The sequence below is a fragment of the Neisseria chenwenguii genome (assembly GCF_002216145.1).
In the GTDB taxonomy this organism is placed as follows: Bacteria; Pseudomonadota; Gammaproteobacteria; order Burkholderiales; family Neisseriaceae; genus Neisseria; species Neisseria chenwenguii.
The window spans coordinates 753,982-778,193 of sequence record NZ_CP022278.1 but is presented as its reverse complement, the minus strand read 5'-3'; the positions used below and the strand labels follow the sequence as shown (position 1 = coordinate 778,193).

Annotated in this window: 23 protein-coding genes and 1 tRNA gene; 7 read left to right on the top strand and 17 right to left on the bottom strand. The window is 52.6% G+C overall.

All coding sequences use genetic code 11. The features are described 5' to 3' along the window. The first annotated feature begins 5 nt into the window (after positions 1-5). Positions 6-731, top strand: a complete 726-nt coding sequence (locus BG910_RS03810; protein WP_089035698.1) for a 16S rRNA (uracil(1498)-N(3))-methyltransferase — start codon at positions 6-8, stop codon at positions 729-731. After that, a complete protein-coding gene (locus BG910_RS03805; RefSeq protein WP_089035697.1) occupies positions 728-1,177 on the top strand; it encodes a YiiD C-terminal domain-containing protein in 450 nt (149 codons plus the stop codon). The genes BG910_RS03810 and BG910_RS03805 overlap by 4 nt, the downstream gene beginning before the upstream one ends. Positions 1,178-1,246: 69 nt before the next feature. On the opposite strand, the gene BG910_RS12745 is transcribed toward BG910_RS03805, so the two are convergent. From BG910_RS12745 to glyQ, 11 genes are all read right to left on the bottom strand, one after another. Continuing rightward, the gene (locus tag BG910_RS12745; RefSeq protein WP_269766460.1) at positions 1,247-2,179 is read right to left on the bottom strand and encodes a calcium-binding protein; all 933 of its coding nucleotides are present in this window, start codon (positions 2,177-2,179) and stop codon (positions 1,247-1,249) included. Beyond that, positions 2,163-3,611 carry a glycoside hydrolase family 66 protein gene (locus tag BG910_RS12540; protein WP_089035696.1) on the bottom strand — a complete coding sequence of 483 codons (1,449 nt, stop codon included), beginning with the start codon at positions 3,609-3,611 and terminating at the stop codon, positions 2,163-2,165. The genes BG910_RS12745 and BG910_RS12540 overlap by 17 nt, the downstream gene beginning before the upstream one ends. Continuing rightward, entirely contained in the window at positions 3,586-3,804 is a 219-nt protein-coding gene (locus tag BG910_RS12740; protein WP_123805826.1) for a hypothetical protein, read from the bottom strand. Before BG910_RS12740 ends, BG910_RS12540 begins: the two co-directional genes overlap by 26 nt. A 585-nt stretch (positions 3,805-4,389) precedes the next feature. Further along, positions 4,390-6,447, bottom strand: a complete 2,058-nt coding sequence (gene glyS, locus BG910_RS03790) for a glycine--tRNA ligase subunit beta (RefSeq protein ID WP_089035695.1) — start codon at positions 6,445-6,447, stop codon at positions 4,390-4,392. A gap of 351 nt (positions 6,448-6,798) precedes the next feature. Next, entirely contained in the window at positions 6,799-7,185 is a 387-nt protein-coding gene (locus BG910_RS03785; RefSeq protein ID WP_089035694.1) for a type II toxin-antitoxin system VapC family toxin, read from the bottom strand. Then, on the bottom strand, positions 7,182-7,427 hold the full coding sequence (locus BG910_RS03780; protein WP_232462234.1) for a type II toxin-antitoxin system Phd/YefM family antitoxin: 246 nt from the start codon (positions 7,425-7,427) through the stop codon (positions 7,182-7,184). The genes BG910_RS03785 and BG910_RS03780 overlap by 4 nt, the downstream gene beginning before the upstream one ends. Before the next feature lie 443 nt (positions 7,428-7,870). Beyond that, a complete protein-coding gene (locus BG910_RS03775; protein ID WP_089035693.1) occupies positions 7,871-11,506 on the bottom strand; it encodes a glycosyltransferase in 3,636 nt (1,211 codons plus the stop codon). Between the two features lie 72 nt (positions 11,507-11,578). After that, positions 11,579-13,429 (bottom strand): lipid A export permease/ATP-binding protein MsbA, encoded by a 1,851-nt coding sequence (gene msbA, locus BG910_RS03770; protein WP_089035692.1) that lies wholly within the window; start codon positions 13,427-13,429, stop codon positions 11,579-11,581. 127 nt (positions 13,430-13,556) lie between these two features. Then, positions 13,557-13,736: a Fic family protein gene (locus tag BG910_RS12735; RefSeq protein WP_232462259.1), complete on the bottom strand. Its 180-nt coding sequence runs from the start codon at positions 13,734-13,736 to the stop codon at positions 13,557-13,559. Further along, positions 13,666-14,502 carry a RhuM family protein gene (gene rhuM / locus BG910_RS03765; protein WP_232462233.1) on the bottom strand — a complete coding sequence of 279 codons (837 nt, stop codon included), beginning with the start codon at positions 14,500-14,502 and terminating at the stop codon, positions 13,666-13,668. Before rhuM ends, BG910_RS12735 begins: the two co-directional genes overlap by 71 nt. A 52-nt stretch (positions 14,503-14,554) precedes the next feature. Continuing rightward, complete coding sequence (gene glyQ / locus BG910_RS03760) at positions 14,555-15,466, bottom strand: glycine--tRNA ligase subunit alpha (RefSeq protein WP_089035691.1); 912 nt, start codon at positions 15,464-15,466, stop codon at positions 14,555-14,557. 159 nt (positions 15,467-15,625) lie between these two features. Between glyQ and BG910_RS03755 the strand changes: the two genes are divergently transcribed. Then, positions 15,626-16,282, top strand: coding sequence for an OmpA family protein (locus BG910_RS03755; protein WP_089035690.1), 657 nt, complete (start codon positions 15,626-15,628; stop codon positions 16,280-16,282). A 350-nt stretch (positions 16,283-16,632) separates the two neighbouring features. Here BG910_RS03755 and murU read toward each other — a convergent pair whose 3' ends face one another. Beyond that, positions 16,633-17,328 carry an N-acetylmuramate alpha-1-phosphate uridylyltransferase MurU gene (murU, locus tag BG910_RS03745; protein WP_089035688.1) on the bottom strand — a complete coding sequence of 232 codons (696 nt, stop codon included), beginning with the start codon at positions 17,326-17,328 and terminating at the stop codon, positions 16,633-16,635. A 299-nt stretch (positions 17,329-17,627) separates the two neighbouring features. Here murU and BG910_RS03740 point away from each other — a divergent pair, with 299 nt between their 5' ends. After that, positions 17,628-18,104: an META domain-containing protein gene (locus tag BG910_RS03740; protein ID WP_089035687.1), complete on the top strand. Its 477-nt coding sequence runs from the start codon at positions 17,628-17,630 to the stop codon at positions 18,102-18,104. 113 nt (positions 18,105-18,217) lie between these two features. Here BG910_RS03740 and hpaC read toward each other — a convergent pair whose 3' ends face one another. The 3 genes from hpaC to BG910_RS03725 all read right to left on the bottom strand — a co-directional run bounded on the left by hpaC (position 18,218) and on the right by BG910_RS03725 (position 19,977). Beyond that, positions 18,218-18,718: a 4-hydroxyphenylacetate 3-monooxygenase, reductase component gene (gene hpaC, locus BG910_RS03735; RefSeq protein ID WP_198344824.1), complete on the bottom strand. Its 501-nt coding sequence runs from the start codon at positions 18,716-18,718 to the stop codon at positions 18,218-18,220. 7 nt (positions 18,719-18,725) lie between these two features. Further along, entirely contained in the window at positions 18,726-19,163 is a 438-nt protein-coding gene (hpaR, locus tag BG910_RS03730) for a homoprotocatechuate degradation operon regulator HpaR (protein WP_089035686.1), read from the bottom strand. A 250-nt stretch (positions 19,164-19,413) separates the two neighbouring features. Beyond that, on the bottom strand, positions 19,414-19,977 hold the full coding sequence (locus BG910_RS03725; RefSeq protein WP_089035685.1) for a hypothetical protein: 564 nt from the start codon (positions 19,975-19,977) through the stop codon (positions 19,414-19,416). Between the two features lie 220 nt (positions 19,978-20,197). On the opposite strand from BG910_RS03725, the gene BG910_RS03720 reads away from it, so the two are divergent. From BG910_RS03720 to BG910_RS03710, 3 genes are all read left to right on the top strand, one after another. Next, positions 20,198-20,273, top strand: a tRNA-Phe gene (locus BG910_RS03720). 110 nt (positions 20,274-20,383) lie between these two features. Next, the gene (locus tag BG910_RS03715) at positions 20,384-21,286 is read left to right on the top strand and encodes a lipid A biosynthesis lauroyl acyltransferase (RefSeq protein WP_089035684.1); all 903 of its coding nucleotides are present in this window, start codon (positions 20,384-20,386) and stop codon (positions 21,284-21,286) included. Positions 21,287-21,996: 710 nt separating this feature from the next. Next, entirely contained in the window at positions 21,997-22,791 is a 795-nt protein-coding gene (locus tag BG910_RS03710; protein ID WP_089035683.1) for a 3'-5' exonuclease, read from the top strand. A 283-nt stretch (positions 22,792-23,074) separates the two neighbouring features. Here the strand turns inward: BG910_RS03710 and BG910_RS03705 are convergent, their stop codons facing one another. Both BG910_RS03705 and rnhB read right to left on the bottom strand, forming a co-directional pair. Next, positions 23,075-23,455, bottom strand: coding sequence for a hypothetical protein (locus BG910_RS03705; protein WP_123805830.1), 381 nt, complete (start codon positions 23,453-23,455; stop codon positions 23,075-23,077). Positions 23,456-23,613: 158 nt separating this feature from the next. Continuing rightward, positions 23,614-24,210 carry a ribonuclease HII gene (gene rnhB / locus BG910_RS03700; RefSeq protein WP_089035681.1) on the bottom strand — a complete coding sequence of 199 codons (597 nt, stop codon included), beginning with the start codon at positions 24,208-24,210 and terminating at the stop codon, positions 23,614-23,616. Between the last annotated feature and the right edge of the window lie 2 nt (positions 24,211-24,212).

The window sequence follows — 24,212 nt, the reverse complement described above, 5'->3', positions numbered from 1 at the left end:
TTGCGATGCCCCGTTTTTACCTCTCCCAACCCCTGAATGCGGGCGGCCTGATTGCGCTGCCCGAAAATGTTGTCCGCCATCTGAACGTCTTGCGCCTGCGCGCGGGCGAAGAAATCGTTTTGTTCAACGGCAACGGCAAGGCTTATCCCGCCCGTTTGCAGATATTGGAAAAACGCCGCGCCGAGGCGGAAATTCTGCGCGAAGAGGCGGCAGACAGCGAATCGCCGTTAAACATCACGCTGATACAGGCCGTTTCCAGCGGCGAGCGCATGGATTTTACCTTGCAGAAAAGCGTCGAATTGGGCGTGAACGAAATCCGGCCCGTCATCAGCGAGCGTTGCGTGGTGCGGCTTTCGGGCGAACGCGCCGACAAACGGGTCGAACGCTGGCAGGAAATCGTCATCGCCGCCTGCGGGCAGAGCGGGCGCAACGTCGTGCCTAAAGTTTTGCCGCTGGTTTCTTTTCAGACGGCCTTAACACAGATGCCGTCTGAAAAAACCAAGCTCTTGATGAGCCTCAACCGCGCGCAGAAACTCAACCGAATCACCCCGTCTTCAGACGGCCTGATTTTCATGGTCGGCCCCGAGGGCGGCTGGACGGCGGCGGAAGAGCAGCAGGCGTTTGACGCGGGCTTTCAGGCCGTAACGCTGGGCAAACGAGTGCTGCGAACTGAAACTGCATCATTGGCTGCAATTGTTGCGATGCAGACCTTATGGGGAGATTTCGTATGAACGCCGATACCGTTTGCGCCCAAATCCTGCAAGACGCGCTGCTGCGCTACATCCCCGCCGTGCGCACGCTGGGGATACGGGTTTTGACCGCCGACCCCCGCAGCGTCAGCCTGCTGCTGCCGCTGGCGGAAAATGCCAACCACCACACCCTGTTCGGCGGCAGCTCAGCGCTGGCCGCCACCCTCTGCGGCTGGGCAATGACGCACCTGCTCTGCCCCGATGCAGACGGCAATATCGTGATTCAAAACAGCAAAATCCGCTACCTGCGCCCCGCCTTTTCAGACGGCACCGTCAGCGCGCGTATTACAGACGAAGCCGCGGTTGCTCAGTTTCACGAAGATTTTGTGACGAAGGGTAAGGCGAAGATTGATATTGCCGTAGAAATCCGCAGCGGCGGGGAATTGGCAACGGCGTTTGAAGGGCGGTATGTGGCGTTGAAGCGGTGAACGGGTGGGAAATGAAGAGGCCGTCTGAAAAATTTTCAGACGGCATTTTTTCGTACCAAACCTTATTGCTTATAAAACAGCAATGGCAGAGTTGTTGTCGGGTTGTACGGCAGTTGCGTTGTCGACCGCGTAGCTGAAGCTGTCAACCGCAGGGTTGGTGTTTGCCAAACCGCTGAAGCTGTTGTTGGCGGCCATTTTCTCCAGTAGTGCGTCGACGGTGAACGTGCCTTCGTCCAGACGGAATTCGCTGATGGATATGTTGGCGCTGTTGCTACCGGCATATTGGTTGTCGATGGTAATCGCGTCGCCGGTATTGCCGATAGTAATTGTCCAGTCAGTCGCGCCTTGGCCGTCGGTGCTGGCTTCGAGATGTAAATCTTCGATTTTGATGCCTTGTCCGAATTGGATGGCATTGTTGCCGTCGTTATCCGAAACGGTGTCTTGGCCTTCGCCGATACTGAATACATAAGTATCGTTGCCGGCTTCGCCATGCAGTAAATCATTGCTCAATCCGCCGAACAGAACGTCGTCTCCCGCACCGCCGGTCAAAGTATCCGTGCCGGATTCGCCGAGCAGGGTGTCGCCGCCGTCGCCGCCCGTCAGAGAGTCGTTGCCCGCGCCGCCGTTCAGATGATCGTTGCCGGATTCGCCGAACAGGGTGTCGTCGCCGGCATCGCCGTTTACGGTGTCGTTTCCGTTGCCGCCGTTCATGGTATCGTTTCCGTTGCCGCCGTCTAAGCGGTTGTTGCCGTCGTTGCCGGTAATGATATTATCAGCATCGTTGCCCGTGCCGTTCATGGTATCGTTCAGATTTGTTACATAGAGCATGTCCCAAATATCGATATGCGGAACGGTAACTTTCAGCATTTTGACACCGTTTTCCTCAACAAACGTGGTTTGGAGGGCAGTCATGGAAATATCGCCTTTGTCCGGTGATGCGACGTAGACAACGGCTTTTTCAGCCTGTTCTTTGGTAATCTGACCGTCAAGCGGGATGGACACGTTCAGGTTGTCCAGTTGGAGCGTATTGTTGTCTCCGTCTTTCGGCGGTTGCTTTGGTCCAAGTGTAAACTTTTCCGGCTTCGCCGCCGGTGGAAGTCAGGTCAACTCCATCTGAGGCTTGGATGGTGGCATGGTTATCCAACTGGGTCAGGCCTTTGCCACGCAGCAGCTCTTCATAGGCAGTAATGAACTGCTGATAGTTGAACTCGGATTTTGCCAATGCCGGTGTGGTTTTCATATTTTGGTTCGGATAATATTCCGATTGGATAATTCCGAATCTATTGGCATTCTGGCTGGAGTTCAAAGCTGCGGTCGTCATGTGGTAACCGCCGCTGGCGGCTACAATGGCATCGACCAAAAGTTCGCTGTCGGGATTCAGACTTTCCGCACCGGTCGCATCCATGCCTTTTTCAGTGTAAACGGAAAGAATCGGGGAGACATTGTTCAGACTGTACAAACGGTCAACCAGTTCTTTCAAATCGGAATATTGGTCGTCGCCTGCGATAGGCCAGATTTCCGAATAAGGAACGCTTATGCCCGTTTGGGAAAGTGCCTCGGCATTTCCTGTGTTGATGTCGTTAATCATGTAGGAATATCCGAGCTCTTTCAGGGCTTCTGCGGCAGCCTTGGACAGATCGTCGTATCCGTCGGACATATTGAATTCTGTTTTGGTACTGTCTTCGTTGATTTTGTAGACAACATTGTTGCCCATCGTATCGGCCTGCCAGCCATCGAAATTTCCTTCCTTAATGGCTTTGATCATTGTATCGATGATGTATTTCTGCCATTCGGGATTGGCGGGATCGACAAACCGTTGGACGGATGTTTGAGCCAAGTTGCCGGTTTTACCGAAATCCGAGTGGTCTTTGGCATTGTAGATAGCCGCGCCGTTGACGACGGATTCAGGCACGGATGTTTCTGTTTGGCCGTTTTCTACAGAGACTGCGTTTATCATGTTGTAGAGCATGGCCTTGCCGCCGTTTTCATGGATGTAGTTGACAAGCGATTTGACTAAACCTGTGTCGATTTTCGGCTTGTTTTCAGACCATGACACCCATTCCTGATTGTAGCTTTCCGTGTTGGCAGGGAAAGGATTGCCGGTTGTGTCGTACACATCGTAAAAGAAATAATTGTTGATGTGCATTTGTGTCAGTTGCTCGAGACCGTCTTGATAACCTTCCAGTTGGTCGTTAGTCATGGAAGCATTATGGTCGGAAGAGCCGCCGACCACGCCGTAGCGGGGATATAGCGTCCAGTCGTCTTCTACGGACAGGCCGAGTGTTTGGGTTTTCGTTGCGCCCGCACTGTCTGCGGTTGATACGGTAACGGTATATCCGGAATTCGGAGAAAAAATATCGGACGGCAGTTCGGCTTTTGCGTTTGCAGGGTCGGCGGAATAAATTTCCTTACCGAGATGGGAAACCGTTACCATTGGTAATGGTCTCGGCAGGAGAAGATGCGGTTAACGTAACCTTTTCGCCACTGGTATAGGTTGCTTTATCGAAAGCGGCAATCGTGTTGGCACTCAGATGAGCGGAAGCAGTTTCAGATGCAGCCGGTGTTGCGGCCACTGCTTCATTGGCGGATAACGCAGCAAGAGTTGTTGCAGTTGTTTCGGTTGACATAGATTCACTCCCAGATTTATTGTTGAAATTTAATTTCATGACTATTAAATAAGTTTATTCTGTCATGAATGGTTTAGAATAAAGAAGCTGGAAATGGTTCGGGAGAAATATTGGGTGCAGAAGGGCTTTTTGTGTCTAAACCATCGTCTTAAAAGGAATAATATCGGTTTGAGAAAAACGATAAAAAAAATCTTGCAAAAATGAACGGTTTTAACAGCCGATTAACGGAGTGGGATTTCGGTCGGAACGACGGCGAATTAGCTGCATGGCAGCGGTCGGATTTTTGAACCTGGTATTCTATTATCCTAATAGTGAAATAAAATGAGAAAAGATACGAAGCGAGTACGGAATCGGTTCCATATTGTTTGTACTGAAAGCGGCTTACAGCCTACGGTTTCGTTTTTTAGGAATTTATAACTATACTTATTGGGCAATTTCACTACAGCTAGTACTTGGAAATGCATACCACCCCGCCGTTTCTGTGCAGATTGAAGCCTGGTTTTATAAGAAACCGAACGAAACCTTGCGTGGACAAAATAAAGATGCCGTCTGAAAATTTTCAGACGGCATCTTTATGTGACCGGTTTACTCCCCCAACAGCGAAATATCCGCCACCGCATTCATCTGCTGCGCCAGTTGGTTGAGCAGATTCAAGCGGTTTTGTTTCACGGCAGGATCGTCAGCCATGACCATGACGCTATCGAAGAAGGCATCGACTTGCGGTTTGATGGCGGCCAGTTCGGTGAGGGCCGTCTGAAAATCGCGGTTGGCAACGGCAGCTTGGATTTTCGGCTGCAAGGCAAGAGCGGCGGCGTAGAGGGCTTTTTCTTCGTCTTGTACGAGCAGGGTTTCGTTGACGGCGCCAAGTTCGGCGTCTGCTTTTTTCAGCAGGTTCTGCACGCGTTTGTTGGCGGCAGCGAGCGCGGCGGCTTCGGGCAGTTGTTTGAAGGTTTCGACGGCTTGCAGCTTGGCGGTCAGGTCGTCCAAACGGTCGGGGCGTTGGGCGAGTACGGCGGCGACGGTGTCCTGGGCGTAGTCGTTTTGCAGCAGTACCGCCAAACGCGCCTGCATGAAGTCGGCAACTTCGGCGACGGTGTTTTCGGAAAGTTTGCCGGCGGGGAAGGTTTGGAACGCGGTTTGCAAGACGTCGGAAATGCCGAGGCCGCTGTTCATCAGCATGCGCAGGATGCCGAGCGCGGAGCGGCGCAGGGCGTAGGGGTCTTTGTCGCCGGTGGGAATCAGGCCGATGCCCCAGATGCCGACGAGGGTTTCGAGCTTGTCGGCCAGCGCGGCGGCGGTGGCGGTTTGGCCTTCGGGCAGCGCGTCGCCGGCGAAACGGGGGCGGTAGTGCTGCTCGATGGCGTTGGCGATTTCTTCGCTTTCGCCGTCGAGGCGGGCGTAGTATTTGCCCATGGTGCCTTGCAGTTCGGGGAATTCGCCGACCATTTCGGTAACGAGGTCGGCTTTGGATAGGCGGGTGACGCGTTCGGCGGTGGCGGCGTCGGCGCCCAGCGCTTTGGCGATGTAGCCGCTGATGCTCATCAGGCGGTCGATGCGCTCGGCCTGGCTGCCGAGTTTGTTGTGGTACACGACTTGGGCGAGCTTGGGCAGACGGCTTTCGAGCGTGGTTTTCTGGTCTTGTTTGTAGAAAAATTCCGCGTCGGAAAGGCGCGCGCGCAAGACGCGTTCGTTGCCGGAAATGATGTGCGACGGGTCGGCGGTTTCGAGGTTGGAAACCAGCAGGAAGCGGTTCATCAGCTTGCCGTTTTGGCCTAGCAGCGGGAAGTATTTCTGGTTTTGCTGCATGGTCAGAATCAGGCATTCCTGCGGCACGGCGAGGAAGTGTTCTTCAAAACCGGCTTCCAATACCACCGGCCATTCCACCAGCGCGGCCACTTCGTCGAGCAGGGCTTCGTCGGCGGCGGCGGTGGCGTTCAGACGGCCTGCGGCTTGGTTCAAAGCTGCCTGAATCACGGCTTTGCGTTCGTCAAACGAGGCGATGACTTTGCCTTCGGTTTTTAACTGTTCGGCGTAGCTGTCGGCATTTTGAATGGTAATCAGGCCGTCTGAAAGAAAGCGGTGGCCTAAGGTTTGATTACGGCTTTGCAGGCCGAGCACATTGATCGGCACAACTTCGCTGCCGTGCAGCGCAATCAGGCCGTGCACGGGGCGGACGAACGTATGCGTGCTGCTGCCCCAGCGCATCACTTTCGGAATCGGCAGTTTTTTAACTGCCTGATTAATGATATCTTCCAATAATTCAGACAGGCCTTTGCCCTGTTGGGTGAACTCGTGCGCATAAACATCCTGCTTGCCGTCGTTCACGATTTTCAGACCGGCAATTTCCGCGCCGCACGAACGGGCAAACCCTTCCAGCGCCTTGGTCGGCACGCCGTCTTTCACCGCATTGGCCACCGCCGGCCCCTTCTTTACCACATGCCGGTCGGCCTGTACGGCTTTGACATTGCGCACCTGCACGGCCAAACGGCGCGGCGAAGCATAAGCGGTATAGTCTGCCGCGCCGTCGGTAAGCTGTTCTTTTTCCAAGCCTTCGGCAATCGCAGCGGCAAAGGCATTGCCCAAAGTATTGAGGGCTTTGGGCGGGAGTTCTTCGGTGAGAAGTTCGATGAGGAGGGTAGTCATGAGGTGCTTTCTGGATTATTTAGAACGGAAAATTTCCTAGTCTTCATTGTCAAAGTTGATATATTGGCGGAGTACAGTTTTAGCATTTTCTACTGTAGCTCAGAATATTAGTGGATTTTCCTTTTTGTAGGCACTAATTAAAGCTGCAAATAGCGGAATCATTTGGGAGGCCAGTTAATATTGTGCTGAATATTTTGCGCCTTTTAAATTTTCCCCTTCAAGGTATTCGATTAACTCAATAGCTTCGTAAAAACCTTGTTCATTCAGTTGTTGCTTAATTTCTTCACTAGTCATCAGTTGTTTCCTTATTGGAGTTTAAATTTTTATATTGGATTAAGAATCAAAGTATTATCATACAGTCTGAACAGTATTGCCGTAGGCGATGACTTTTTCATCTGCACTGAGCAGTACGATGCCCTCTGTCTGCGATTGGGCAATCAATATACGGACGAACGGATCTTTGTGAATATCGGGAAGATTGGCTGTGGCAGCTGCGTGCAGACTGCTGACTGGCAGTTCCGTATAGTCGTTATCCAGAAGAGCGCGGCGGAACAGATTGGGATTAACGGAAAAATCCTGTCGCCCAAGCTCTGATTTGATTGCGATCTCCCAAATGCTGGCTGCGCTGAACAGCAAATCGTCATCCTGATTTTCAATGATGTTGCGGGCGACTTTACTTAAGCGTGGATGGTTGTAGGCTGCCCACAAGAGAATATGGGTATCTAGTAGGTATTTCATTCCTCTTTCCCAGCAAACATGGTTGCAATTTCTTCTGCACCCAATGTATCAAAGTCATCAGGAATATGTGCAGACGGCATAAAACCGATGCGTTTGGCGGAAGCTTCTTTCTTTTGGTAGGGGATGACATGTACTATCGGCTTGCCTGCTTTTGCAATGATAAACGGTTCTCCATGTACAACACCATCTAGCAAGCGGGAGAGGTTGGTTTTTGCTTCGTGGATATTAACGGTTTGCATCATTAACCTCGTTAATTAAATAAACTAAGTTTTGTTAGTTTAGTTTTAAATAGAACAGGTTGCAACGATTGAGTTATTCATAATTTGCCAATGATGATAACAAGTTGATTTTTTGATACGGCTTGATGTCTAAAATATATTTGGAGCTGACGTATAGACTTAGCCCTAAACAGCACACCATTTTCGCAGTATTTTAAGCCGCTCTTTTAGCGTACCAAAGTTAAGCGGTTACTTCCGGAGTAAAAATTGCAGCAATTTTTGTGCGTATATTTATTTAATTTTCAATAATTTATCTTCGTTTTTTTTTTTTTTTTTTTTTTTTGATTCTGATTCGCTTGCTAATCTACGTCAGCCCCAAATTTTTTAGTCATGGCGAAGTAGAAGTGGATGATGTCTGTTGAATCATCAATTTTTCAGACGGCATTTGAATCGGGCCATTTGAAAAATCACTCGGATAATAATTTTTGATACATATCTGACAATTCGTCCCGTTGTTCTTCAAATGTACGGATGTGGGATTTTGGTAAGTCGATGATGCTGTTTTCCGGCAGATCGCGATAGCGTTTGCATACGGCTTCAATTGCGCGGCTCAGCTCTTCGCTGTCGCTGTCGAACGGGATAACCGTGCCGTTCTCCCCTTCAATAATATCTTCTACAACACCCCCTGCATCTGTAGCAATTACCCATACATTCCGCAAAATGGCTTCTCTGACAGTCAGGCCGAAACTTTCTTTCCATTGCGTCGGGAACAGCAATACGTCGATTTCTGAGAAAAAACGGTCGATATTGTTTTGGTTGTAGGCCGGAACGATTTGGTAATTTCGGATGCCTTCAAAATCTTTATCGAAGAAAGACTGCGAACCGACATTCAACATATTGTCAACAACGCGTAACTGGGTTGATTCAAAATTGTATTTTTTGAATGCTTCCAAAATCAGATGCACTCCTTTAATCGGGGTGGCTCCGCCGACGTAACCGAAACGGATGGTTTGTGATTTCCGTTTTTCTAATTTGTGTGCGGGCGGTGTTACCCCGTTTTTGTTGACTCTTACGGAACGGTGGATTTTTTGTTCATGTACGTCGGCAAAATATTGGCTTGGTGCAAGCAATAAATCAATTTTGGATAGTGCGTTTTCCAGCATTTTTCCATTAGGGAAGGGGGCGCCTTCCCAATTTTCACGGAAGTGACCGTGGTCAAGCATAAACTGATTTGGACAAATCCACCATGCGTCGTGGAAGGTAACTGCTGTTTTGATGTTTTTGCTGCGGCACAAATCGACAATTCCTGCACCAATACCTTGAATGCAATGGATATGGGCAATATCGGGCTGAACCAGTTCGATGATTTCGGCCACGGCTTTGCTGAAATCGGGATTGTCGTAACTTGCGGAATCGGCAGGCGGTACGGCTACGCCGAATACGGTTACCTGATTGTATTCGTAACGGATGGTGCTGTATGGTTTCAGATGATGCGTTACCGGTAAAGTAGTTACGGCATAAACCTTGCGTTTGCCGTCTTCTGCCAACAGTTTGTTTAACTGCTCGGCAACAATGGTTGCGCCACCGAATGATTGAGGATAATAGTAAACGTTAAAAGTTAAGACTTTGCTTTGCTGGTTATCGAAAGCAGAATCATGGACGACTTCAGCCAAATGTCTGCCGATTTCGGCAGGTGCATAACGGCGGGTAACGTTTTCATAAGCAGCATCTGCCATGTTTTGGCGCAGCTGCGCATCTTCGATTAAGGCAGCAAAGGCATTCGCCCATTCTTGTTTGCTGTCGGCCAAAAATGCGGTTTTTCCGTTTTCGATTACGTCGGCAAATGCGGCGCGCGGCGAGCATACGGAGGCCAGTTTGGTAATGGAGGCTTCAATATATTTAATATTGCTTTTGGCATCATTGAAAATAAAGTTTTCCAAAGGTGCGATACTGATGTCGCATTCCGCCAAATGCGACAGGTATTCGGTGTAACTGCAAAACGGGATATGCTCGATTTGTCCTTTTACGTTGTTGAAATAATCGGGCAGTTCCAAAAAACCGATATAGCGGAACCGTACATTCGGGTATTTTTTCAGGGTTTCAGCTAAAGCAGGTGCCGCTTCCATAAAATCGACATTATGGGTTTTGGTTCCCGAGCCGTAGATAATACGGATGAGGCCGTCTGAATGACGGGTTTTGCTGTTGATTTCCTGAGCGGTTTTCAAGGTCTCGGTATCCAGCGCATTTTCAATGATATGGACGGTTTTCAAACCTGCATCACGCATAGATTGAGCCAGCCCTGATGTCGAGGCGATGCCTTCGTCGCAGGCAAGCATGGCTTTGCGGTAAAGTTTGGCACCGTTAATCACACCGTCTCGTTCTTGCTTGTCTAACGAATTGATTGTGCTGCTGGTTTGCAGAATGGCTTCGTCAAAAATCAAGTCGTCAACGTCCCAAAAGGTTTTGATTTTCAGACGGCGGCATTCGTCAATCAATGACATCACACTGTCGAAATCCGGTACACGGTAAAAAATCACCACGCTTGCCAAAGAAATCTGTTTTTTGGCTTCTTCGTAGTCCGTCCATGATGTTACCGAGCAGGGAATACCCAATTCTTGCAGCATTTCTTGTTTTTGGGTCACGCGGTATTTTTTGCATTGCGGAATACTCATTTCGGCAATGATGGCGACTTTGAGCGCAAGCGTTTCATTTGCGGCTTGCGATACCGCCTGCGTGAAGATTTCAGGCAAAGGCTGGGGAGCGGTTTCTGCAATCACTTCGTTTTTATCGATGGATTTCAGAATCTGTTTGACCGTTTTGAAAGAGTGCGTGTGTTTGTAGGTTTTACGCAGATACTGGTAAGCCTTGCCGATGCTGCCTTTTTCTTTAACCAGCAGACGGAAGCTTTTGCGGTAGCGGTTGGCTGAGCTGATGGCCTGTTCGGTTTTGACGAGCGGCTTGAATGCTTTGACTGTCCACAGGCTTTTGTATTTGGTCAGGCGTTGGTTTTCTTGAGCGATATGGCGCTCTAAGTCGGCATGGGTGGCATTCAGATTCTGTGCGGTTTGCGCAAGGGTGTTTTTTTCGCCCGTGAGGGTGTCAATCTGTTCTTGCAACGTTTTGATCTTTTGCTCGTATGAGGCCAGTTTTTCTTGGAGTTTTCCGTTTTGTTCGATATGACTGCTCAAGGTTTCGATTTGCCGTTGTAAGGATTCGGTCTGTTTGGCAGACTGTTCGGATTGTTGGAGAATCTTACCCAGCAGGGCTTGCAATTCTTGGGTTTGCTGCTCGAAAGACATGATATTTTCCTGTAATAGCTGTTTGGTTGTTTCTAACTCTTGTATTTTTTGATTGATGGTTTGGATGCAGTCCCAATAGCCTAATTGGTGCTGCATAAAGATTGTTTGGTTTTTTTCGTACACGCGCTGCCAGTCGCGTCGGTTTAAGTCTTGGTCTTGGATCAGTTGGTCGATAAGGGAGGAGCCGTCGTTGCGTTTCCGATAGCGGAACAATATTTCGGGAATCTGTTGCACTTCGCCGCCGTCTGCCAGCATACGGATCCAGTAATCCCAGTCTTCGTGGGTGTTGAGGAATTCGTCAAAGCCGTTTAACGCGGCATAGTCGGCTGCACGGTGGAATGAGATTGAGGAGGGAAATTTATTCCCCATAAGCAGGCTTTTGAAGCCTTCGTAAGGGGGGATCTCCCATGCTCCGCTTTGTGCGTCGAAGTATTCGGCTTTCGGATAAACCAGTTTGCAGTCCGGTTGCGTTTCTAAGATTTCAACGGCTTTTGCAATATATTCGGGCAGGATGACGTCGTCGGCATCGAGAAAAAGGAAATATTTGCCGTTTGCCAGCCGCGCGGCATGGTTGCGTGCGGCGGAGACACCTTGGTTGGGCTGCGCGGCATATTTGATGTCGGGATGGTTTTGCAGCAGTTGTTTTAAAAAGGCGGCATTTTCAGCATCGGAGCCGTCGTCAATGATGATGGTTTCAATGTCGGGATAGGCCTGCTGTCTGACGGATTCGATGGTTTCGACGATGTAGTCTTTGCAGTTGTAGTAGGGAATCATCACGGAAACGAGGGGGTGGGTCGTTGTCATGTGCAGCCTTTCCTGATGGTGGTCTTGTGTTTTTGTTTTTCAGACGGCCTGTTGGTTTAGGCCGTCTGAAAACTACTGCCCAATCTTGGGCATGTTCTGCAACGCGGCATAGTATCCGCCTTTGGCGAGCAGCTCGGTGTGTGTGCCTTGCTCGATGATTTTGCCTTCGTCCATAACGATGATGCGGTCGGCTTCTTCGATGGTGGTCAGGCGGTGGGCGACGATGATGCTGGTGCGGTTTTGCATCAGGCGCTCGAGGGCTTGTTGGACGAGGCGTTCGGACTCGTTGTCGAGCGCGCTGGTGGCTTCGTCGAGAAGCAGTATCGGCGCGTCTTTCAGGATGGCGCGGGCGATGGATACGCGCTGGCGCTGGCCGCCTGAAAGCTGGCTGCCGTTGGCGCCGATGGGCATGTCCCAACCCTGCGGATTGCTTTGGACAAAATCCCACAGGTTGGCGGCTTTGAGGGCGGTTTCGACTTCTGCGGGCGTGGCGTCGGGGCGACTGTAATGGACGTTATTATACAGGGTGTCGTCAAACAAAAATACGTCTTGGGAAACGAGCGCAAACTGGCTGCGCAGGCTTTTCAGCGTAAGGTCGCGGATTTCGATGTTGTCGAGATAGATATGGCCTGCGCTGGGGTTGATGAAGCGGGGTAACAGATTGACGGCGGTGGTTTTGCCGCTGCCGGAACGGCCGACGAAGGCGACTTTTTCACCGGGGTTGATGGTGAGGTTGAAGTTGTCGAGGGCTTTGCGGCTTTCGGCGTTGTATTGCACATCGATGTGGTCGAATTTAAGACGGCCTTGCGCGCGCTCAATGGTTTGGGTGCCGTTGTCGGTTTCGTTGGGGATGTCGAGGAAGCCGCAGATGTCGTCGGAGGCGAGAAACATGCCCTGCATGGGGATACTGATGTTGGAAAGGTTTTTAATCGGGCTGACGATTTGCAGCATGGCGACGATAAAGGCCATAAATTCGCCGATGGTGGTCACGCCTTTCTGGCTTTGCCACAGGGCGACGAAAATCACGACGGCCAGTGCGATGGAGGCAATCAGTTCGCTGAACGGCGAGCGCATGGCGCTGGCTTGGGTGATTTTTTTGCTGACGCGCACGAGTTGGTCGTCGATAAAGCCGTATTTTTTCTCGGCGGTCGCATAGCCGTTGAACATTTTGATGACGCGCTGGCCGGCATGGGTTTCGTTGACCATGTTGTTGATTTCGGCAATCCCGGCTTGGGATTGGAACAGAATGTCTTTCATGCGCCCTTTATAGTAGCGCGACAGCCATGAAAGCGCAGGAAACATCAGCAGAACAACCAGACAGAGCTGCCAGTTGAGGTAAAGTAAAACGCAAACCAAGCCGATAACGGTCAGCGTATCGCGGGTAAGGGTAATGAAGACGTTGGAGGCGTTGCTGATGGAGGCGTTGGCCTGCATCACGAAACGGTTGGCAATCGCACCGGCGGTTTCGCTCTGCATGGTTTGCGAAGACAGCCCGAGCATTTTGGTAAACAAATCGCGGCGCAGGTTGGCGGTGGCGACGACGCTGACCCAAGTCATCAGATAAGTGCTGGCAAAACGGCAGATGCCGCGGATGACAATCAGCGTGATAAAAAACAGCGGAACCACCCAAACTTTGTTTTCCGTGCCCCAAATCATGTGGTTCATGGAATCTTTGATGTAGCCGATTTTTCCGGCAATCGTCGTCATGTCTCCCGCCTGCGGTGCGGCTTGCGGCAGCGCGAAACCCTGATTCACCAGCGGCGCGATAAAGGCGGCAAGATAGCTTTCGGTGGCGGCTACGCCGACAATCGCCAGCAACGCCCAGATGATGCGGGCTTTGTACGGCTTGACGTAGGCCATCAGCCGCATAAAACTTTTGGTGTCTTCTTTGCTGAAGAGGCCGAAGGTGAGTTTTTCTATCATTGGTAGTTCCGTGGCGGGTTCGGACAGGCTTTGGGTAGGCCGTCTGAAAAAATTCTGCGGTGGGTGTTTTGGGTTTTCAGACGGCCTGTTGCAGCATGTGCATCATCAGGCGGATGAGCGTTTCTTTTTATTTCGGGTCGGATTCGGCGACCAACGGGGTCAGGGCGGCCAAGCCGGTGTCGTTGATGACGGCTTGGCCGTGCGGGTTGAACAGGCGCCGGTTTCGGTACAGAGAATCAACGAATAAAAACGCGCCGCTGCGCTTGTTGCCGTCTGAAAACGGATGGTTTTTGACGACGAAATACAGTAAGTAAATGCGCAGCTTTGCTCTCGATGCTCGGGTATGCCGGTTTGCCGAAAACGGTTTGTTCCAGATTGCCGAGTAGGGCGGCGAGGCCGTTGTCGCGTTCGAGGACGAACAAATCGGTGGCTTCGCCGTGGGCGGTAAGCTGCTGTTTGAAATCGGCCAGCGCGGCGCGGGCTTCTTCAACACTCGGCAATACGCCGCCGGTTTGGGCTTTGGGTTCGCTCAACAAGCCTTCGTCGTATTGTTGCAGCCACAAAAAGGTTTGTGCATAGCGGCTGACGATGTCCACCAACCCGCGCCCGCTTTCAACGGTCGGCTCGGGCGAGGCGGCGGTTTTCTGAATCAGGGCAAGCGCCTGTTCCAACTCGGCGGCGTTTTGCCGCAGGCGTTTTTGGTTGAGGGCGTAGCCTTTGAGCAGGTAGTTTTTCAGACGGCCGGTTGCCCAAATGCGAAACTGGGTCGCATATTTGGATTTGACACGATAACCCACTGAAATCACTGAATCTAGATTGTAGTGTTTCAGCCGGCGCGTGACTTTGCGTGTGCCTTCCAAACGAACTGCCGAGAAACCCTCGGTAGTTGCCTGTTCATCTAATTCGGCTTCGGCAAAAATATTTTTCAAATGCAGACTGACGTTGTCTGAGCTAGTGTCAAACAACTGCGCCATCTGCGCCTGCGACAGCCACACGGTTTCCTGTTCGAAGCGCACACCGACCTGCGTTTGTCCGTCGGCGGTTTGGTAGGTTTCAATCGGATTGTTGTTCATATCATTTTCTTTCAGACGGCCTGTATGGTTTTTCAGGCCGTCTGAAAAACCGTCAGGCTGCTTTTGCTTTGTTTTTAATCAGCGGGAACCCGAGTTGCTCGCGGCTTTCGACGAATTTCTGCGCGACGATGCGGCTGAGCGCGCGGATGCGGCCGATGTAGGTGGCGCGTTCGGTAACGGAAATCGCGCCGCGGGCGTCGAGCAGGTTGAAGGTGTGGCCGGCTTTGAGCACGAGTTCGTAGGCGGGCAGGGCAAGGCTTGTGTCTTCGACTTCCAGCAGGCGCTTGGCTTGGGCTTCGTAGTCGTCGAACTGGCGCAGCAGCCATTCGGCGTCGCTGTATTCGAAGTTGTAGGTGGACTGTTCAACTTCGTTTTGATGATACACGTCACCGTAGCTGACGGCTTGGCCGTCTGGCGTGTAAGACCATACCAAATCGTAAACATTTTCAACGCCTTGCAGATACATGGCGAGGCGTTCGATGCCGTAGGTAATTTCACCGAGTACGGGCGAGCAGTCGATGCCGCCGACCTGCTGGAAATAGGTAAACTGGGTCACTTCCATGCCGTTGAGCCATACTTCCCAGCCCAAGCCCCAGGCGCCGAGGGTGGGGTTTTCCCAGTCGTCTTCGACGAAACGGATGTCGTGCACTTTCGGATCGATGCCCAACTCGCGCAGGGAATCAAGGTATAAATCCTGAATGTCGGCAGGCGCGGGTTTGAGGGCGACTTGGAACTGGTAATAATGTTGCAGGCGGTTGGGGTTGTCGCCGTAGCGGCCGTCTTTGGGGCGGCGGCTGGGCTGCACATAGGCGGCATACCACGGCTCGGGGCCGAGCGCGCGCAGGCAGGTGGCGGGGTGGGAGGTGCCGGCGCCGACTTCCATGTCGAAGGGTTGGATGAGGGTGCAGCCGCGTTCGGCCCAGAAGGTTTGCAGTTTGAAGATGATTTGTTGGAAGGTCAGCATGGCGGGATCCGCTTGAATAGGTAAAAAAGCGTATTTTACTGTTTTGATGAGGCTTTGAACAGTTTCCTGCCTGATGTTGCCGCATGACAGCAGCAGGCCGTTTTTATGTATAATAAAGACAGATTTTTAAATTCGTTCCATTTTTTGAGGAGACGCGAAATGTCGGATCAAGACGATAACAAAGAACAACGCATCGGTTTGTGGCTGGTGGGCGCGGCGGTTGGTTTGGCGGCTGCGGCAACGCTGTTTTTTTCGGTTTGGGGCTGGGAAACCGGCAAAATCGAAGGTTTGTCAAACAACGGCGGAGCCGAGACCGCAGTAGCGGCGGAGGCGTCGGCGGCTGCTTCCGAAGCAGCGGTTGTCGAAGCCATGTCGGCCGAAGCGGCTGCGGCCTCTGCGGCTTCCGCCGGCGCATTGGAAACGGTTGCGCCTGCCGATGTCAGCCCCGTTGAAGCATCCGCTGCCGGCGCGTCTGCGGCGGTCGGCGACAATGCGGCCGTGGTGGTGGAAAACGGCGTGGTGAAATTCTATTTCGCCAGCGGTAAAGCCGAACTGGCCGAGGGCGCACAAGAAGCGCTGAAAGACGTTTTGGCCGGCGTGAAAGCGGGCAAGAAAGCCGTGGTATCCGGTTTCCACGATAAAACCGGCAATCAGGCGGTAAACAAAGAACTGTCGAAAAAACGCGCGATGGCCGTGAAAAACGCGCTGATGGGATTCGGCGTGGAAGAAGCGCAAATCGAGTTGCGCAAACCGACCGACAGCGAAGGATCGGGTGCCGACGCCGCGGCCCGCCGCGTGGAAGTGGTGTTGGAATAAACGCTGTTTGGTTGATTGGAAAAAAAGCCTGATGGAAACGTCGGGCTTTTTGGGTTTTTTCAGACGGCCTGGGGCCTTTGCAAAAATAAAGAATGTCCGCTCGGATGCCGTTTGAAACGGTTAATCTTTCAACCGACGTCATTCCCGCAGGCGGGAATGATGTCCGTGAAGTTTTGGTGCTGAGCGTAGTCGCGAAGTATCAGACAGCCATTCTTATTTTTCAACGGTCTCGGTCTATGGCTGCGGCCGGCTGTTCCAAGTTGTGCAAGCGTTTATAGTTCCTTTAAAACATAAAAATGCCGTCTGAACTTTTTTCAGACGGCATTTGTTTTATTCGGGAATGCGGCACTTTACCAGCCGGCCGCCAGCCGGTTGGCCTCTTCCAGCCGCTCGACCGTGCCGACGTCCAGCCATAGGCCGGTGTGTTTTTCGCCGCTGACTTGGTTTTGCGACATGGCTTGGCGCAGGAGCGGGGCGAGTTTGGCGGCTTGGTGCGGCGGGGTGTCGGCAAACAGGCGGGGATGGTAGATGCCCATGCCGCTGAAGGTCAGGGCTTCGCCGGCGGCGGGATCGGCGGAGGTGAGGCCGTCTGAAAGCAGGGCGAAGTCGCCGCGGGGGTTGTGCGGGGGATTTTCGACCAGCCAGAGGTGGGCGGTTTGCTTGTCGGCGGTGAGTTGCTCGGCGCGTTCGAAGGCCGTCTGAAAGTCGATGTCGGTGAGGATGTCGCCGTTGACGACGAGAAAGGGTTCGCTGCCGAGCAGGGGCAGTGCGGTGGCGATGCCGCCGGCGGTTTCCAGCCCGCCTTGCAGCTCGGGGGAATAGGTGATGCTGACGCCGTAACGGCTGCCGTCGACGAGCGCAGCTTCGATTTGGCTGCCGAGCCAGGCGTGGTTGATGACGATTTCGGTGATGCCGGCTTGTTTCAGACGGCGTAAGTGCCAGCCGATGAGGGGTTCGCTGCCGACTTTGAGCAGGGGTTTGGGGCATTCGTCGGTGAGGGGGCGCATCCGTTCGCCGCGGCCGGCGGCGAGTATCATTGCTTTCATACGTTTTCCAAACTGTTAAACGCTGGGGATTGTATAGTCGTTGCGGGGTGCGGGCAAGCAGCGGTGGTGAACGGGGTGGTTGTTGTTTGGGCTATTGTTTGTGGGGAAATTGTTGCTTTTTGCAGGATTTTGGCGGTTTTTTCGGGGAAAAGGAACAGCTTATCGCGATTTTTATCCTATTGTTATAAAAACCAAACGGCATTTAATGGCTTTGGTATAGTTCGATGTAATATTTATAACGATTTTGCATTGCTGGGATGCGTCATTTTTAACTGTCTTTTTTTGAAGAAAGTACAAAAATGAAAAAAATCGCAATTCTGTTTCCTTTGATTTTATCGGCCTGTTTTCCGATTGTTTATCCGTCGAAAGTGCAGGGCAACCATGCGCCTGAGTTTCAGGGCGCCTGGCGTGTGAACGCCATCGGCGGTTCGTTGCCGACCGACCCGAATGCGGTGTTTACCATCAATACGACCGACAAGGGTTTTAAGGCGGTGAGCGAGTGCAACAAGGTTTTCGGCGAGTATGCGGCGGAGGGTAAAAACCTGACGTTTGGCGTGCTGACAACGCAGGGTGTGTGTAAGGACAAAATGTTGGAGAAAAATTTTGCCGGCCTGTTCCAAAGCGTGCGCAGCTACCGTTTGAGAGACGGCCGTCTGGATCTGCTCGACGATCAGGGTAGTGTGGTGATTCAGGGCAAGCGTTTGTCAAACGAGCGCCCGATGAGCCGTTCGGCGGCGGGCGAGCCGTTTTATCTGGCCGACGCGCGCCGCAATTAAGCGCGTAATCCGGTAAAACTCAGGCACATAAAAGGCCGTCTGAAAACTTCGATGTTGCTTGGCAATGATCGGGTTTTCAGACGGCCTTAATGTTTGATTGAACGCAAACCGCGCTACGCCAGCGATTTGAATGACCTGCGGAAATAGAGCAGGGCAGGGTCGGTTTGGCTGTGGTTTTTGATTTCGTCGAGGGCGACGAAAAAAACATAATGCGTGCCGATTTCCTGTTGCGCGGTGATGCTGCCGTGTAAGTGTGCCAACGCACCTTCCACTTCGAGCTGGCCGTTTTGGCCGCGCAGCCAGATGTGGTATTCGAAACGCTCTTCGGGCGAGAGGTCGGTCAGGCCGGCGAAGTGTTCGGCGATGTCCTGTTGGCCGTCTGAAAGTGTATTGATGCAGAGGCTGCGGTTGGCCAGCAGAATCGGAATGATGGCGGATTCGCGGTTGATGCAGAGCATGACGGTCGGCGGCTCGTCGGTCACGGGCGTAACGGCGGTCATGGTGATGCCGTAACGGCCGGCGGCACCGTCGGTGGTGATGACGTGCACGCCGGCGGCGTTGGAAGCCATGGCATCGCGGAATGCCTGCTTGAGCGGGTGTGTTTGGTCGGTCATGCGCTTGTTATTTCAGGAACTGTTCGATTTGCGCCAACTGCTTGAGCAGGTTTTTCAGGTCGTCCATTTTTTCTTTGGACAACACGGTTTCGATGGCGTCGTAACGCTCGTCAACCTGCGCGCCGATACTTTGGAAGAGCTTTTCGCCCTCGGGCGTGAGCTTGAGGTAAACGCGGCGTTGGTCGTTGGAAGGTTTGAGGCGCACCACCAGCCCGGCTTTTTCCAAACGGGTCAGAATGCCGGTCAGGCTGGGGCGCAGGATGCAGGCTTGGTTGGCCAAATCTTGGAAATCCAAAGTGCCGTTTTCGGCCAAAAGGCGGATAATCCGCCATTGCTGGTCGGTAATATTGGCTTGGTTGAGAATAGGGCGGAACTGCGTCATCAGCGCCTCGCGCGCTTGAATCAGACCGATATTGAGAGAGGCGTGTTTGGATTGGTTGGGCATTGCGGTTCTCCATGACTTCCGAAAATCAAACAGACGAAGCGTAAGGTTGAATCTTGCAGACGGCGCGGCTTGAAAAAAGTTTGTACGCACTTTTATTGTGATGATAATGTTTAACCATTACCTTATGTCTGCATCTTAGTCTATTTCATTCCAATGCTCAACAAAATCATAAACTAGGCGAAAACGCGCGGTTTGTTGCGGCTGTTAACGGACGGCGGTTTGGTAAGGCCCGAAAGGCCGTCTGAAAACATCAGCCGTTGGCGGCTTTCATCAAACTTTCCAAACGGAACCGAAGCGTTTCCGCATCCATCCAGCCGGCTTGCATAAACAGCGTCAGCAGAACCGTGCCGAGGAAAAGCGTCGCCAGAAAATAAACCACATAACCGAGCATCACTTTCCAGCCCGCCGCGTTACCCATCTTCATAAACCCGAGCGCCTGCACCCAAAACGCCCAAACCTGCCAAAACAGCCCGACTGGCGCCAACTGCGGAATGTACAGCACTGCCAGTATCGGAATATTGGCCGCTTCCGAAGCCAGCGTAAACCCCCAAAGCGGCAGCGGCGGCGCACCGTAATATCGCAACACCGCACGCATTGCGCGCGCCAGCAGCAGCCATTTGAGCGTGACCAGCAATACTGAAAACACCACTGCCGCCGTGCCGCCGCCGAAAAGCGGTTCCATCGCGGCAGCGTTGATCAAACCGAGCATCAGCAGCACCGCCGCCATCACCGGCAGCGAATAAAAATATTCCTCAGGCGCGCGGTAACGCAGGCGCAGGATGTTCCAAATATCTTGCAGAAATTGAGAAAGCATGGCATCGGGCTTTGAAAAAAGATGTCGCATTGTAGCCGAAAACCCCGCCGCAGGCAGCATACGCTTTCAGACGGCCTCTCTGCCGATGCCGTCTGAAAAGTCTGTTTTAAATTTAATGAAAACAGTCGGTTAATTGCGGAAAAAAGATTTTTCCGCAATTAAGGCTTGCGAACGCGGGCGGATTTTGGTTTAATGCGTGTCTTGCAACGCAACGTGCAAAGGCCAGATAGCTCAGTTGGTAGAGCAACGGATTGAAAATCCGTGTGTCGGCGGTTCGATCCCGCCTCTGGCCACCACAAAAACCGCCGAAAGGCGGATTTTTTTCGCCCATCGGAAACGCATTCCTCCGCCGTTTTACTTTTTCAGACGACCCGACTGTTTTGGGCAACTCCTGCCGCCTGCTATAATGGCTGCCGGTTTTTTCCCGATGCCGTCTGAAATGAAATTTGCCTTTTTTCTTCTCTATCTTATCCAACTTCTGCCGTTCCGCCTGATTCATCTGCTGGCCGACGGCGCGGGCGCGTTGGCTTATTATCTGGCCGGTTCGCGCCGCAGGGTGGGAGAGGTAAACCTGAAAAAATGCTTTCCCGAATGGAGCAACGAAAAGCGCAAAGCCGTGTTGAAACGCCATTTCCGGCACATGGGCAAGCTGCTGTTTGAATACGGGCTTTATTGGTATGCACCGGCACAACGCCTGCGCAAACTGGTGCGCTATCAAGACAAACACCACCTCGACAACGCGCTGGCGGCGGGCGAAAAAGTCATTCTGCTTTATCCGCATTTCACCGCGTTTGAAATGGCGGTTTACACATTAAATCAAGATGTTCCGCTGGTGAGCATGTATTCGCACCAGAAAAACAAAGCGATGGACGAGCAGATTCTCAAAGGCCGCCACCGCTACAACAACGTCTTCCTTATCGGCCGCACCGAAGGCTTGCGCGCGATTATCAAGCAGCTGCGCAAGAGCGACGCGCCGTTTCTTTATCTGCCCGATCAGGATTTCGGGAGAAACGATTCCGTATTTGTAAACTTTTTCGGCATCCCCACCGCCACCATCGCGGGTTTGGGCCGTATCGCCGCGATGACGGGCGCGAAAGTCGTTCCCGCCATTCCGACCCGCGAGGCTGACAATACCGTGACCCTGCGCTTTTATCCCGCATGGGAAAACTTCCCGAGCGACGACGTTTTAGCCGACACCCAGCGCATGAACGATTTCATCGAAGCGCGGGCGCGCGAGATTCCCGAGCAGTATTACTGGCTGCACAAACGCTTCAAAACCCGCCCCGAAGGCGAGGCGGGATTTTATTGAACAGGCCGTCTGAACCGTTCGGACGGCATTTCCGATTTTTAAGCGCGTAAAACTACATTTTATTACTCGCCCAAAAAGACCTGAAAAATTTCAGGTCTTTTTTCATGATACAAAAAACGCGGCTAAAAAATTCCAAAATAAAAATTCCCGTAAAATTCATAGTGATATAAACCAAAAGGCCGCCTGAAAACCAAAATTCGGACGGCCTTCGTTTTCCATCCGAGTAATCACTCTGAAAAACCGCTTGGCAACAGCAGCAGAATCGCGTAAATTTCACTACATTAAATTACATATACTTTTTCCGTTTTCAGACGGCCTTTCCCTTCTAACCTCATGCCGTCTGAAAACCAACTCCATCCCGCAAGGGCGTTTTGCGTAGAAGCGCGCAAAACGGCAGTTTGACCGCGTGTTTCAAACCGCAGTCAAAGCCGCAGGCAACGCCTGCATTGTTTGTGAAGCGTAAATCTCTGATTTGAGGTATTCGGGCAACCCCTTCGGGTTGCCCTTTTTTTGTTGTTCGCGTTTCAATGATGGCGTAAGGGCGGGTATGGGTTTGTGGGGCGAATATCTCGGATGTTGTTTTGATTTCTGTAAAATGCTCAAGCGGTATATGTTGGACAGAACTTCGGATTAATCCCTTTGGGCAGCCCCTTTTTTTCTTCCCCGCTTCATGCCAAAATGCCTGTATTCACAACAGCGGAAGCCGCAAAATGACCCCAATTCTGGCCTTCGACATCGAAACCGTTCCTGATGTAAACGGCATCCGCCTGCTTTACGACCTGCCCGCCCATCTGCCCGACGACGAAATCGTTCTGTTTGCCCAACAAAAACGCCGCGCCCAAACCGGAGGCGATTTCATGCAGCACCACCTGCACCAAGTCGTCGCCATTTCCTGCTGCATGCGCTGGGGCAGCGAAAAAATCCACGTCGGCACCATCGGCGAAACCGACGACAGCGAAGAAGTCATGATTGCCAAATTCTTCGAACTGGTCGAAAACCACACCCCGCAGCTCGTCAGCTGGAACGGCGGCGGCTTCGACCTGCCCGTCTTGCATTACCGCGCCCTAATCCACGGCATTTCAGCCGCCCGCTACTGGGACACGGGCGAAGGCGATTTCGGCGACAGCCGCGACTTCAAATGGAACAACTACATCAGCCGTTACCACAGCCGCCATTGCGACCTAATGGACCTGCTCGCCCTCTACCAGCCCCGCGCCAGCGTTCCGCTCGACGACATGGCCAAACTCTGCGGTTTCCCCGGCAAACTCGGCATGGACGGCAGCAAAGTCTGGGACACCTACCACGCAGGCCGTCTGAAAGACATCCGCGACTACTGCGAAACCGATGCCGCCAACACCTACCTCATGTACCTGCGCTTCCGCCTGATGAGCGGCGCGCTGGATGGCGACGAATACGAAGTGGAAGTGAAACGTTTGAAAAACTATTTGAAAGAGCAGGCCGCCGATAAACTGCATTGGCAGGAATTTATCGCCGCGTGGCGGTAGGCCGTTTGAAAACGTTCATAGGCTGTCTGAAAAAATTTCAGACGGCCTGTATGTTGTTTTTAAGTAGCCCGTAGGTACGGTTAGCCGCCTAAAGCGGCGTAACCGTACAAACCCACGCAAGCTGCATCGGGCGAATCATAAACCCATATTCCATTTTTTCAGGCGGCATCAGCGGCAGATGTTTCCAAAATGGTGTGGCGTACGGTTACATCGCTTTGGGCGGCTAACCGTACCTACCCATGGCGAAAACTTCGGGCCGTCTGAATGTTCAGACGGCTTTTCCTCATTTCTGTATTTTCTGTGCCGCTAATAATTTTTCCCCGTCCGGCAGGCGGATTAAGGTGGCGAGAAACGACACGTTCCGCCCCAAAGCGGTCTTAATCTGCGCGGCATTCAAAGGTTGCGCGAGCGGCGCGAAATCCTCCAGCGCCCGATGGCGTACGCGTCCTTCGCGGTAGCCGCACGCCGTTTCCGCCACTACCGCGCCCGCGCGTCCGCAGGCGATGATGCCGCGTCCCGATTCGTAGAGGAAAACCGTCGAACCGGCGGCAACGCCGTCGATTTTGTGCGCCACTTTGCCGAAAGTCGCGGCGCAGCGGTTCGCCAGCATCCAGTCATGATCGGCTTGGCAGTTGGTTTTGTTGGTGTTGAGGAGGTAAAACATGGTTGCGTTTTTTTGATTCAGGCCGGCTGACACTTCGGCTACGCTCTCAGCACCAGAACTTTCACAGACGTCATTCCCGCCTGCGCGGGAAGGATGTTGGCGGGGAAGTTAACCGTTTCAGACGGCCTTTTGCCGTTTCTCATTTCCGTAAAATCTGCCTAACCAAACAGCCGCCCCTGCGCGAGCAGCGCTTTGACGGGCGCGAAGTTGCGGCGGTGTTCGGGCAGGACGCCGTATTGCTGCAAAGCGGCGAGGTGTTGCGCGGTGCCGTAGCCTTTGTGTTTGTCGAACCCGTATTGCGGGTAGCGTTCGGCCAGCGCATACATTTCCGCGTCGCGCGCGGTTTTGGCGAGTACGGAGGCGGCGGAGATTTCGATGATCTTGCTGTCGCCTTTGACCACCGCTTCGGCGGGCACGCCCAAATCTTTCGGCACGCGGTTGCCGTCTATCCAAACCTTATCCGGCGCAACCGCCAAGTCCCGCACGGCGCGGGTCATCGCCAGCATGGTGGCGTGGAGGATGTTCAGTGTTTCGATTTCCTGCGGGTTTGCACTCGCAACGCACCACGCCTGCGCCTGCTCTTTGATCATCGCAGCCAGAAGGTCGCGCTTTTTTTCGCTGAGTTTTTTGGAATCGGTCAGGCCGGGCAGGTCGTAATCGGGCGGCAGAATCACGGCGGCGGCAAACACGCTGCCGACCAGCGGGCCGCGTCCGGCTTCGTCAACGCCGGCGGATAAAATATTGTGTGTCTTCATCT

What these genes read in the sequence shown, in the direction of transcription:
- BG910_RS03810 (WP_089035698.1), top strand. Translation starts at nt 6, where the DNA reads ATGCCCCGTTTTTACCTCTCCCAACCCCTGAATGCGGGCGGCCTGATT.
- BG910_RS03805 (WP_089035697.1), top strand. Translation starts at nt 728, where the DNA reads ATGAACGCCGATACCGTTTGCGCCCAAATCCTGCAAGACGCGCTGCTG.
- BG910_RS12540 (WP_089035696.1), bottom strand. Translation starts at nt 3,611, where the DNA reads ATGGTAACGGTTTCCCATCTCGGTAAGGAAATTTATTCCGCCGACCCT.
- BG910_RS12740 (WP_123805826.1), bottom strand. Translation starts at nt 3,804, where the DNA reads ATGTCAACCGAAACAACTGCAACAACTCTTGCTGCGTTATCCGCCAAT.
- glyS (WP_089035695.1), bottom strand. Translation starts at nt 6,447, where the DNA reads ATGACTACCCTCCTCATCGAACTTCTCACCGAAGAACTCCCGCCCAAA.
- BG910_RS03785 (WP_089035694.1), bottom strand. Translation starts at nt 7,185, where the DNA reads ATGAAATACCTACTAGATACCCATATTCTCTTGTGGGCAGCCTACAAC.
- BG910_RS03780 (WP_232462234.1), bottom strand. Translation starts at nt 7,427, where the DNA reads ATGATGCAAACCGTTAATATCCACGAAGCAAAAACCAACCTCTCCCGC.
- BG910_RS03775 (WP_089035693.1), bottom strand. Translation starts at nt 11,506, where the DNA reads ATGACAACGACCCACCCCCTCGTTTCCGTGATGATTCCCTACTACAAC.
- msbA (WP_089035692.1), bottom strand. Translation starts at nt 13,429, where the DNA reads ATGATAGAAAAACTCACCTTCGGCCTCTTCAGCAAAGAAGACACCAAA.
- rhuM (WP_232462233.1), bottom strand. Translation starts at nt 14,502, where the DNA reads ATGAACAACAATCCGATTGAAACCTACCAAACCGCCGACGGACAAACG.
- glyQ (WP_089035691.1), bottom strand. Translation starts at nt 15,466, where the DNA reads ATGCTGACCTTCCAACAAATCATCTTCAAACTGCAAACCTTCTGGGCC.
- BG910_RS03755 (WP_089035690.1), top strand. Translation starts at nt 15,626, where the DNA reads ATGTCGGATCAAGACGATAACAAAGAACAACGCATCGGTTTGTGGCTG.
- murU (WP_089035688.1), bottom strand. Translation starts at nt 17,328, where the DNA reads ATGAAAGCAATGATACTCGCCGCCGGCCGCGGCGAACGGATGCGCCCC.
- BG910_RS03740 (WP_089035687.1), top strand. Translation starts at nt 17,628, where the DNA reads ATGAAAAAAATCGCAATTCTGTTTCCTTTGATTTTATCGGCCTGTTTT.
- hpaC (WP_198344824.1), bottom strand. Translation starts at nt 18,718, where the DNA reads ATGACCGACCAAACACACCCGCTCAAGCAGGCATTCCGCGATGCCATG.
- hpaR (WP_089035686.1), bottom strand. Translation starts at nt 19,163, where the DNA reads ATGCCCAACCAATCCAAACACGCCTCTCTCAATATCGGTCTGATTCAA.
- BG910_RS03725 (WP_089035685.1), bottom strand. Translation starts at nt 19,977, where the DNA reads ATGCTTTCTCAATTTCTGCAAGATATTTGGAACATCCTGCGCCTGCGT.
- BG910_RS03715 (WP_089035684.1), top strand. Translation starts at nt 20,384, where the DNA reads ATGGCTGCCGGTTTTTTCCCGATGCCGTCTGAAATGAAATTTGCCTTT.
- BG910_RS03710 (WP_089035683.1), top strand. Translation starts at nt 21,997, where the DNA reads ATGACCCCAATTCTGGCCTTCGACATCGAAACCGTTCCTGATGTAAAC.
- BG910_RS03705 (WP_123805830.1), bottom strand. Translation starts at nt 23,455, where the DNA reads ATGTTTTACCTCCTCAACACCAACAAAACCAACTGCCAAGCCGATCAT.
- rnhB (WP_089035681.1), bottom strand. Translation starts at nt 24,210, where the DNA reads ATGAAGACACACAATATTTTATCCGCCGGCGTTGACGAAGCCGGACGC.